Annotated in this window: 4 protein-coding genes and 2 pseudogenes; 4 read left to right on the top strand and 2 right to left on the bottom strand. The window is 61.4% G+C overall.

Features of this window, described 5'->3' with window-relative positions:
• Positions 1–39 precede the first annotated feature (39 nt).
• Positions 40–465, bottom strand: a complete 426-nt coding sequence (locus VF672_RS00760) for a VOC family protein (protein WP_331100367.1) — start codon at positions 463–465, stop codon at positions 40–42.
• 347 nt (positions 466–812) lie between these two features.
• Between VF672_RS00760 and VF672_RS24490 the strand changes: the two are divergent.
• The 4 genes and pseudogenes from VF672_RS24490 to VF672_RS24470 all read left to right on the top strand — a co-directional run.
• Positions 813–1,847: pseudogene (locus VF672_RS24490) on the top strand (HAMP domain-containing protein); the annotation flags it as partial.
• Between the two features lie 15 nt (positions 1,848–1,862).
• On the top strand, positions 1,863–2,702 hold the full coding sequence (locus VF672_RS24485; RefSeq protein WP_414705551.1) for a methyl-accepting chemotaxis protein: 840 nt from the start codon (positions 1,863–1,865) through the stop codon (positions 2,700–2,702).
• A gap of 128 nt (positions 2,703–2,830) precedes the next feature.
• Positions 2,831–4,042 (top strand): GGDEF domain-containing protein, encoded by a 1,212-nt coding sequence (locus VF672_RS00750; RefSeq protein ID WP_331100363.1) that lies wholly within the window; start codon positions 2,831–2,833, stop codon positions 4,040–4,042.
• 754 nt (positions 4,043–4,796) lie between these two features.
• Entirely contained in the window at positions 4,797–10,412 is a 5,616-nt protein-coding gene (locus VF672_RS24470) for a putative Ig domain-containing protein (protein ID WP_349256910.1), read from the top strand.
• Positions 10,413–11,543: 1,131 nt separating this feature from the next.
• Here VF672_RS24470 and VF672_RS00730 read toward each other — a convergent pair.
• Positions 11,544–11,678: pseudogene (locus VF672_RS00730) on the bottom strand (EamA/RhaT family transporter); the annotation flags it as partial.

The raw sequence follows: 11,678 nt of genomic DNA, 5'->3' as shown, positions 1-11,678 counted from the left end.
GGGCACAAGGCTCACGGGCTAATGGCCGCTGTGCGAAGGCTACTTGGCGAAGAGTTGGGTCATGTCCTTGAACGCCTTGAACTCCAGCGCATTGCCGCACGGATCGAACAGGAACATGGTGGCCTGCTCGCCCACCTGGCCTTTGAAGCGAATGTAGGGTTCGATCACGAACTTCGTCTCGCGCCCGCGAAGACGTTCGGCCAACGCTTCCCATTCTTCCCACTGCAGGATGATGCCGAAATGCGGCACCGGCACGTCGTGCCCATCGACGGCGTTTGAGTGCACCGATTCCTGAGAAGTGGTTTTCGGGTGCTCATGAATGACCAACTGATGGCCGTAGAAATCGAAGTCAACCCATTGCTCGCTGGAGCGGCCTTCGGGCAGACCGAAAACATCACCATAGAAATGCCGCGCGGCGGCCAGGTCGTAGACGGGAATGGCGAGGTGGAACGGCGAGAGGCTCATGTTCGGTCCTTGGCTGGGAAATGACAGGAGCCGATTGTTGACCTTAACGAAGCGCGGTAAAAGCGGATATCTCTGCTGCTGAGCCTCAGTAAATCTGATCAATCAGAGGGAGACTCCGGCATCAACCTGCGCATCTGCTGATGCTGATGCTCCAACCTTGCGCCGAGTGTGCTGCGCAGCCGAGCTCCAGCCTCGCGTCCTCCGCAGGGCGCTCGACCGATGGTCAGATTCCACTCAAACAGGGGCCTGTTTCGTTCAGGAAGGTATTCATCTATCAAGACGCCCGCCGATAGAACCGGCAGACACACTGCAATCCTTCCCGGCTCTACCTTTAAGGCTCGTACGGCATGACCAAATCCCTGAAATTCAGCCACAAGATTCTGCTGGCGGCGTCGCTGGTGGTAATCGCCGCGTTTACCTTGTTCACCCTCTATAACGATTATCTGCAACGCACTGCCATCCAGGCTCAGTTAAGGGAAAGTCTGAACCAGATGGGCGAAAGCACTGCCGGTAATATCCAGAACTGGATGTCGGGACGCATCCTGCTGGTGGAAAACGTCGCCGAGGGCGCGGCCGTGTCCCCCTCCCCCGAGGTGTTCAATCGACTGCTTGGCCAACCCACGCTGATCTCAACGTTCATGAGCATCTACCTGGGTAAAGCCGATGGCTCGTTCGTGACGCAGCCGCCGGACGACATGCCCGGCGATTACGATCCGCGCACGCGGCCGTGGTACACCGACGCGTTTAAGGCCGGCAAGACCACCTTGACCGAACCCTACCTGGACGCAGTCACCAAGGGCTTGATCGTGACGATCGCCACACCGGTCAAAGGGACGTCCGGCGTCACCGGCGTAGCCGGCGGCGACCTCAGCCTGGAAGTGCTGGTGAAGATGATCAGCGCCCTGCGCTTGCAGAACGATGGCCATGCCTTTCTGGTCGACGCCAACGGTCGTATTCTTGTGCATCCGGACACCTCGCTGGTGATGAAGACCCTGGCCGAGGTTTACCCCAACGCCACGCCGCGGTTGTCCCAGGACACCAGCGAGAGCGAGCACGCCGGCAAGACCGAAGTCATCACCTTCGCCCACGTCAACGGCCTGCCCTCGGTCCACTGGTATGTCGGCATCGCCGTGGACAAGGCCCAGGCCTACGCCGCGCTGGGCGATTTCCGTAATTCGGCAATCATCGCCACGGTGATTGCCGTCGTACTGATCATCCTGCTGCTGGGCGTCTTGCTCAACGTGCTGATGCGCCCGCTGAACACTATGGGCCGCGCCATGCACGACATCGCCGCAGGCGAAGGTGATCTGACCAAGCGCCTGGCGATCCTCAGCCAGGATGAATTCGGCCATCTGGGCAACGGCTTCAACTTGTTCGTGGAGCGAATCCACGACTCGATGCGCGAAGTGGCCTCCTCCACCGTGCAGCTCAACGAAGTCGCGCTGCGCGTGGTCAGCGCGTCGAACTCCTCGATGCTCAACTCCGACCAGCAAGCCAACCGCACCAGCAGTGTCGCGGCCGCCATCAACGAGCTGGGCGCGGCGGCTCAGGAAATTGCGCAGAACGCCGCCATGGCGTCCGGGCATTCCAGCGACGCCCGCAACATGGCGTCCAGCGGACAGGCCGTGGTTGGTCAGAACATTCAGGCGATGAACCGCCTGTCGACGCGCATCAGCGGCGCCAGCGAGCAGATCGAGCAGCTCAACACCAAGACCGCCAACATCGGCCAGATTCTGGAAGTCATCACCGGTATCTCTCAGCAGACCAACCTGCTGGCGCTCAACGCGGCCATTGAAGCGGCGCGTGCCGGGGAAGCCGGGCGCGGGTTTGCGGTGGTGGCTGACGAAGTCCGCAGCCTCGCTCACCGGACCCAGGAATCGGCCAGCCAGGTTCAGAAAATGATCGAGGAGCTACAACACGGCGCCCGTGAAGCGGTGGCGATCATGAACGACAGCCAACGCGAGAGCCATGAAAGCGTGAGCATTGCCAATCAGGCCGGCACCAGCCTGGAGAGTGTGACCGTGCGCATCGGCGAAATTGACGCGATGAACCAGTCCGTCGCCACGGCCACCGAAGAGCAAACCTCGGTAGTCGAAGCGATCAACGTCGACATCACCGAAATCAACACCCTCAACCAGGAAGGCGTGGAAAACCTGCAAGCCACCCTGCGCGCCTGTGCCGACCTGGAACGCCAGTCGTCTCGCTTGACGCAACTGGTGGGGAGTTTCCGAATCTGACCCAAACCGGGGCGTTTTTCGCGAACACGTTATTAAAACAGTGCCGGAGACGAGCGTTCCGACGAAATGATGGCACTACGGCATCATTAAGGTGTCATAGTCCGGTCTACTCACCCTTTTGGTGCAACATGCTTTCCTTCGTCCCTGATCGGCCCGACCCCAAAGACGCGCAGTTGCTTGCCGAAGTCGATCGCACCATTGCGTCGGGCTTTCGCGGCTTGCGGTTCAGCGCCGAACTGGAACGTCGCTACGAGACCGAAACGGTAGAGCAACGACGGCACTTCCTGACATCAGTGGGCCTGGGCGGCAGCCTGATCTACAACCTGTTCATGGTCAGCGACTGGCTGAGCCTGAACGACATGTTTGCCTACGTCGCACTGGGCCGGGTCTGTCTGATCACCCCGCTGTTCATCTTTCTATTGATTTTGATTCGTCGAACCACTTCACGCCATGTCATTGAAACCGCGGCCGCGACTGGCACGGTGTTGTGCTCGGTGCTGCCACTGGTGGTGATGGTCTACAGCGAGAGCCCGTTCCGGCTGCATTATCAGTTGGGAATGCTGATGATCATGGTGTATTGCACGGTGATCCAGCAGTTACCGGTGCGCTACGCGGCGGTTTCGATGGTAAGCATGTTCACCGTTCAGCTGGTCACAACCTACATTGCCGACTTCGCCGGCCCCCAGATCTGGCAGGCCAACGCGCTGCTGTTCGGGTCGACGGTGGCGCTGCTGTTGATGGCGTCGTGGTTTCTGGAGCACGGCAGTCGTTTGAGTTACCTGTTCGCATTGCGCGGGCGTTTGCTGCAGACGCAGTTGATGGAGCTGGCGCGTATCGACTCGCTGACGCAACTGTTCAACCGGCGCTTTCAGGGCGAGGTGCTGATCTCCCTGTGGGGTCGGGCCAGGGAAGTGCCGATGAATGTGGCGGTCATCCTGCTGGACATCGACCACTTCAAATCCTACAACGACAATTACGGGCACCTGCAGGGCGACACTTGCCTGCGACTGCTCAGTGGCGTGATCCAGCGCGCCGCGCAAAAAGCCGACGCGCTGACCTTCCGCTTCGGCGGCGAAGAAATCCTCGTGCTCATGACCCACGCCCACCCGTCCCAGGCCAGGGCACTGGCGGAAAATTTGCGCGCTGCAGTGTCCGCCTTGAATGTCCCGCACCCGGTGCTGGGCGACGGCGCCAAAGTCACCATCAGCCTGGGTGTCGCCGTCGCCAGCGCCCCGCACACCAGCGCCGAAGCGCTCATCGCCATGGCCGACAAAGCCCTCTACACCGCCAAGGGCGAAGGCCGCGACTGCCTGCGCTGCGCACCGGCCGAAGTGGCCTGAACCCCTTCACTGCAGGCTTGCGCAATGGACAGCCGGACCTGCGCTGGCGTCAATACGCGCCATTGATGCCGCACGCACTGGCTCCTTCCCGGCTGAAGCCGGTCCCACTAAAAAAGCATCGCGTACATCCAGAGGGACTGCCTCAACCCGAATTATGCGGGACTGGCTGAACGCGAACTTTGTGGGACTGGCTAAACGCGAACACTGTGGGACTGGCTGGACGCGAATACTGTGGGACTGGCTGAATCCGAGCACTGTGGGACTGGCTGAACGCGAACACTGTGGGACCGGCTTTAGCCGGGAAGGCGTCGGTCGTCACACCACAAAATCGATGGCGCACGCACTGCCCCCTTCCCGGCTAAAGCCGGTCCCACTAAAAAAGCATCGCGTACATCCAGAGGGCCTGGCTGAGACCGAACAGTGAGGGACTGGCTGAATCCGAGCATTGTGGGACTGGCTGAACGCGAACACTGTGGGACCGGCTTTAGCCGGGAAGGCGCCGGTCGTCACACCGCTAAAATGATGGAAAACACAAAAGCATCTCCCCCTTACGGCCGGTGCAGTGCCAGAAAAGCACAGGCCGCTATCGTCAATTCAATGACGCAACATCCAGTAAAAATGAGCCAGTCGTCACAAAACGACGGTTTCCCGACGTACGGCCACAACTTTTCCGTTCCGGTAGGTCATACCTGCGTGCAAGCCGATTGAAAATTGGCACACAGCATGACCTCAGCCTGTGACCGGAGATAAGTACATGATTTTTAACGTCCAAGATTTTGGCGCCAAAGGAGATGGCGTCACCGACGACACCGCGGCCATTCAACAAGCAATCGATGCGGCTGCGGCTGCCGGCGGAGGACAAGTCTATGTACCGCCCGGGACGTTCATCGTCTCCGGAGGCGAGGAGCCGTCTGACGGCTGTCTCATGCTCAAGAGCAATGTGTACATGTACGGCGACGGCATGGGCGTGTCGAACATCAAGGTGGCCGACGGCTCGGACACGAAAATCACTGGCGTCATCCGCTCCGCCTATGGCGAAGAAACCCACGACTTCGGGCTGAGCAACCTGACCATCGACGGTAACCGGGACAACACCACCGGCAAGATCGACGGCTGGTTCAACGGCTACATTCCCGGTAAAGAAGGTTACGACTCCAACGTTACGCTCGACGGCGTAGAGATCAAGGACTGCTCCGGTTACGGCTTCGACCCGCACGAACAGACCGTGAACATGGTCATCAAGAACAGCGTGTCCCACGGCAACGGCCTGGACGGCTTCGTCGCAGACTTCCTCAGCGACAGCACCTTCGAAAACAACATCGCCTACGACAACGACCGCCACGGCTTCAACGTGGTGACCAGCAGCCACGATTTCAGCCTCACCAACAACGTCGCCTATGGCAACGGTGGCGGCGGCATCGTCGTGCAGCGCGGCAGCGAGAACATTCCTTCGCCCAACAACATCACCATCACCGGCGGCGAAGTCTATGGCAACGGCGCCGAAGGCGTGCTGATCAAGCTCTCCAGCGATGTCACCCTCAGCGGCGTCGACATCCACGACAACAGCAGCGCCGGTGTGCGCATCTACGGCAGCAACAACGTCGACGTCACCCACAACACCCTGAGCAACAACGCGCTGGGCGGCGGCGTGCCCGAAATCATCATCCAGTCCTACGACGACACCAACGGCGTTTCGGGCAAGTATTACAACGGCAGCGATAACACCGTTCAGGGCAACACCATCAATGGCAGCGCGCTGTCGACCTATGGCGTGGCCGAACGCAACGAAGACGGCACCGACCGCAACGCCATCATCGGCAACACCATCACCCACACCACCAAAGGCGACACGCTGGTGTATGGCGATGGCAGCTACGTCAGCGCAACCGTGCCCGTCGTCGCCGTTCAGGGCACCGATGGCAATGACACCCTGCTGGGCAGCGACGCCAACGAGATCTTCTACGCCGGCGCAGGCAATGACACCGTCAACGGTGGTGGCGGCAGCGACATTCTTGTCGGCGGCGCCGGGATCGACAAACTCACGGGCGGCGCGGGCGCGGACATCTTCCGCTTCACCAGCGAAACCGACAGCTATCGCACCGCGACCACCAGCTTCGACGACACCATCACCGACTTCGACCCGACGCAGGACAAAATCGACCTTGCAGGCCTCGGCTTCACCGGCCTGGGCAACGGGCGTGGCGGCACCTTGCAGGTGAGCTACAGCGCCAGCAACGACCGCACGTACATCAAGGATTACGATGCCAACGCCAACGGCAATCGCTTCGAACTGATCCTGGCCGGCAATCTGGTCAGCGCGCTGACCGCCGACAATTTCATCTTCAACCGCACCCTCACTGGCACCACCGGCAATGATTCGCTGCAAGGCACTGATTCCGCCGACACCCTGCTGGGCCTTGGCGGGAACGACAGCCTGGCCGGCGGTGCCGGTGACGATCGGCTCGACGGCGGCGCCGGGCAGGACACCCTCAGTGGCGGCGCCGGTGCCGACACGTTCGTGTTCTCCAGCCGCACCGACAGCTACCGCAACTACAACGCCGGCGGCGCCAACCTGGGCGACGTGATCACCGATTTCGACGTCACCGCGGACAAGATCGACTTGTCCAAACTGGGCTTCACCGGTCTGGCCGACGGCATGAACAACACTGTCTATGCGGTGCTCAACGACGCCGGCGACAAGACCTACATCAAGTCGCTGGACGCCGATGCCGACGGCAACCGCTTCGAAGTCGCGCTGGTGGGCAACTATCTGGACAAGCTGACCAGCGCCAACTTCGTGTTCGCCACCGCGCCGGTCGCCAATCAGGCACCTGTCGTCGCCAACCCGCTGCTGGACCAGAACGCCACCGAGAACACGCCGTTCAGTTACGTGGTGCCTGGCACCAGCTTCACCGATCCGGACAACGACACCCTGAGCTACTCGGCGACCCTGGCGGATGGCACCGCCCTGCCGGCCTGGCTGATTTTCGACGCCGCGACCCGCACGTTCAGCGGTACACCGGGCAACACAGCCTCCGGCACCTACGCGATCAAAATCACCGCGAGCGACGCCAGCAACGCCACTGTCAGTGACAGCTTCACCCTCGCGGTGCGGGACGTGCCCGTGACACCCGGCGTGATCAACGGCACGCCGAACAACGACACCCTGACGGGCACCACCGGCAACGACCAGCTCTTCGGCGGCGCCGGCAATGACACCCTCAATGGCGGCGATGGCAACGACATCCTCATCGGCGGCGCCGGCTCGGACAAGCTCACCGGTGGCGCGGGGTCGGACGTGTTCCGTTACACCTCCACCCAAGACAGCTACCGCACGGCGACCACCAGCGCCAGCGACCAGATCCTCGATTTCGACGTGACGGCCGACAAGATCGACCTCTCGGGCCTGGGTTATACCGGCCTGGGCAACGGTACCAACGGCACGCTGCAGGTGACCTACAACGCCAGCAACAACCGCACCTACATCAAGGACAACGTGGCAGACGCGAGCGGCAACCGCTTCGAAGTGTCCCTGGCCGGTAACCTGGCCGGCAGCTTGAACGCCAGCCACTTCGTCTTCGCCAATCAGACCGTGCCGAGCAACGTGGCGCCGGTGGTGGTGATTCCGCTGCTGGACCAGAACGCGACGGAAAACTCGCCGTTCACCTACACCGTGACCAGCAACAGTTTCTCCGACGGCAACAACGACGCGCTGACCTACACCGCGACCCTGGCCGACGGCAGCGCCCTGCCCGAATGGCTGAGCTTCGACAGCACGCGCCTGACCTTCAGCGGCACGCCGACCGGCACGGCCTCCGGCAATTACTCGTTGTTGATCAAAGCGACCGATCCGTCGGGCGCGTCAGTCAGTGACAGCTTCGCCCTGGCCGTCGCCGATGCACCTGCCAGCACGATCACCGGCACCGACAACGGCGAAACCATCGCGGGCACGGTCGGCGCCGACCTGATCCTCGGCCTGGGCGGCAACGACACCCTTCGCGCCGGCGCCGGGCCGGACATTCTCGACGGCGGCGCAGGTCGCGACTCGCTGTATGGCGGCGACGGTGCCGACACCTTCCGCTACACCAGCGTCCAGGACAGCTACCGCGACTACAACACGGGTGGCGTCACGGCCACCGACACGATCTACGATTTCACCCACGGCGTGGACAAGATCGATGTGTCGACCCTGGGCTTTCTCGGCCTGGGCGACGGCAGCAACGGCACGCTGTACCTGAGCCTGAACGCGGCCGGCGACAAGACCTATATCAAGTCCAGCCAGCCGGATGCAGACGGCCACCGCTTTGAAATCGCCCTGAGCGGCAACTACCTGAACACCCTGACCGCGGACGACTTCGTTTTCGGCACGCGGGCGGACCAGGAAATTCTGTTCCTGCCCACCCTCGGCCAGTCCAATGCGCGCCTGCTGCGCATGACCGAAGACGACAACCAGTCCGGCACCTCGATGCTGGTCGACGGCTTGAGCAAATACACCACCTACGATGTGCGCAGCCAGTTCAACGACGCTGACGGCAACGGTATCGACATCGCGGTGGGAGGCAGCACGGTCAACGGCATGTCGACCCTCGGCGCCGAAGAACTGAAGTTGTGCTGGTGGCTGACCGACACCGATCAGCCGGGCCCGGCCCTGTTGCGCGCGGTGGCCTTGTTGAACGACCAGCTCACCGAGCTGAAATCGATCGACAACGTGACCATGGGCATTATCTGGGGCCAGGGCGAGGAAGCCGCGCAGGAAATCGCCCGTGCCTCGGACAAAGAGGCCGCCGCTGCGGCATACAAGGCCGCGACGCTGTCGGTGTTCGATTACCTGCACGCGCAATTCGGCAACTTCAACGTGTACATGATGGAAACCGGTCACTACGACCAGGACGCGGCCCGGGCTCGCGGCTTTTCGGAAGAGAAGATCGCCGGCATCGTAGAGGGCGTTGGCTATGTCCGCGCCATCCAGGAGGCGATCGCGGCCCAGCGTGACGACGTCAAGATCGCGGTGGATTACACCGACCTGCCGCTGCGCCACGAAGTCGACCCGCTGGTTTACCCCGACGACGTCTGGCACCTGCACGAAGAATCGGCCGAGATCGTCGGTCAGCGTCTGGCCGACTACATTGCCGACGACCTGGGCTTCAAGGGCGACCCGAGCGACAACAACAGTGTGCAGGCTATCTTCGACGGTGCGCAAAACGAAGGCGGCATGATCTTCGGTACTGATCAGGACGACACGCTGGTGGGTTCGTCCGGCAACGACACGCTGGACGGCGACCTGGGCGCCGACAGCATGAGCGGCGGCGACGGCAACGACATTTACATCGTCGACAACGCCTTCGACAGCGTTACCGAAAGCAGCGATTCGCCGTCGCAGATCGACACCGTGCAGGCATCGGTCAGCTGGACACTCGGCGCGAACCTGGAAAACCTGGTGCTCACCGGCGTCTCCGCCATCGACGGCAACGGCAACGAACTGCGCAACTTCATTACCGGCAACGCGGCGGCCAACGTCATTGACGGCGCCGGTGGTGCGGACAGCATGAGCGGTGGCAACGGCAACGACACCTACTACGTCGACAACAGCGGCGACAGCGTGATCGAAACCAATGCCGACCGCGCCGTGGGCGGCATCGACAGCGTTCATAGCACCCTGGCGACCTTCACTTTGGCCAACAACGTCGAAAACCTGTACATCGACAGCAGCGATGCGGCCAATGGCATCGGTAACGCACTGGACAACGTGCTGTTCGCAGGCTTGGGGAACAACGTGCTCGACGGGCGCGACGGCAACGACACGGTGTCCTACGACCGTGCGCAGTCCGGCATCACCGCCACGCTGTCGACGTCGGCGCAGCAGAACACCGGCGGCTCCGGGCTCGACACGCTCAAGAGCGTCGAGAACCTGATCGGCAGCGCCTTCGCCGACAACCTGACGGGCAACAGTGGCGCCAACGTGCTCAACGGCGGTGCCGGCAATGACACGCTGATTGGCGGCTCGGGCAACGACCGGCTGATTGGCGGTGCTGGCACGGACACCCTGACCGGCGGCACCGGCGCGGACACGTATGTGTTCGACTCGGTCGGCGACATGGGCGTAGGTGTGTTGCGCGACGTGATCAACGGCTTCAAGAGCGTCGAAGGTGACCTGCTCGACTTCAGCGCACTGGACGCCAATCCGCAGACACCGGGCATCGATGCATTTACCTTCATCGGCAGCAACGCCTTCGACAGCAACGACGCTACCGGGCAACTGCGTTTCGCCGACGGGATCCTCTACGGCAGCGTCAACGCCGACGCGACCCCTGACTTCGAAATCCAGCTGGTCGGCGTGAAGGAGCTGCACGTAGCTGACATCGTTGCCTGATTGTCCGCGTAACCAAAAAAACGGCCTCCGCAACGGAGGCCGTTTTTTTATGCGCTCAGGTGGACTGCATGCCCCTGGCGAACCGCATCCCCCTCCTGTGGGACCGGCGTTAGCCGGGAAGGCGTCAGCAGTCACACCCCAAATTCACTGCGTACACACTGGCCTCTTCCCGGCTGAAGCCGGTCCCACTAAAAACATCGCGTGCATTCAATGTGAATGACTGAAACCCGAATGCTGCGACCGCATATTCCCTTGTAGGACCTGCTTTAGCCGGGAAGGCGTCAACAGTCACATGCCAAAATTGACTGCGCACACACTGGCCTCTTCCCGGCTGAAGCCGGTCCCACTAAAAACATCGCGTGCATTCAATCTGACTGACTGAAACCCGAATGCTGCGACCGCAAATTCCCTGTGGGACCTGCTTTAGCCGCGTATTTCTCCTGTGCAGGCTGTGTGAAAACCCTGAGCATCAATGCACTGCTCAAAAAACGTACTACAAAATGCGCTTCTACGTGAAATCTGGGTCTGCAAACCACACGAACATTTGCGAAATTCATGTGAGAGCGCGCAGTTCATTTTTGGTGGCGGGTTGTCACACAGCCTGTGTGGGACCGGCTTTAGCCGGGAAGGCGTCAGCAGTCACACCCCAAATTCACTGCGCACACACTGGCCTCTTCCCGGCTGAAGCCGGTCCCACTAAAAGCATCGCGTGCATTCAATCTGACTGGCTGAAACCCGAATGCTGCGACCGCATATCCCCTGTGGGACCGGGAAGGCGTCAGCAGTCACACCCCAAAATTGACTGCGCACACACTGGCCTCTTCCCGGCTGAAGCCGGTCCTACTAAAAGCATTGCGTGCATTCAGTGTGACCGACTGAAAGCCGAATGCTGGGGCGGCATATTCCCCGGTGGGACCTGCTTTAGCCGCGAAGACGTCGGTACAGACGAGGAAAATGCATCCGATGGACCGGCTTTTTCATGAGCAAGCTCACTCCCACAGGGCCGGTCTCCACCCCAAATCATTGGCTGAATGCAGATCCCATTTGGGTAGCGAGCTTGCTCGTGTCTAATGTCTACACGCTGCCCCAAAACCACGCGGGCCGTGGCCGGCTTGTCGGCACTGTTGCGCCTCAACCGCCCTTCTTGCGCTGTTGCCAGGCCGCGGCCAGCCCGCTGAGGCAGATGATTGCGATACCGGCCTGGGCGGTGAGTGACGGCGAATGGTTGAACACGATAAAGCCCCACAACCCGGCGAAGACGATCTG

The sequence above is a fragment of the Pseudomonas sp. genome (assembly GCF_036387035.1).
Classification (GTDB): Bacteria; Pseudomonadota; Gammaproteobacteria; order Pseudomonadales; family Pseudomonadaceae; genus Aquipseudomonas.
Note: the sequence above shows the minus strand (reverse complement) of the source record. Positions and strands in the feature narration are given on the sequence as shown.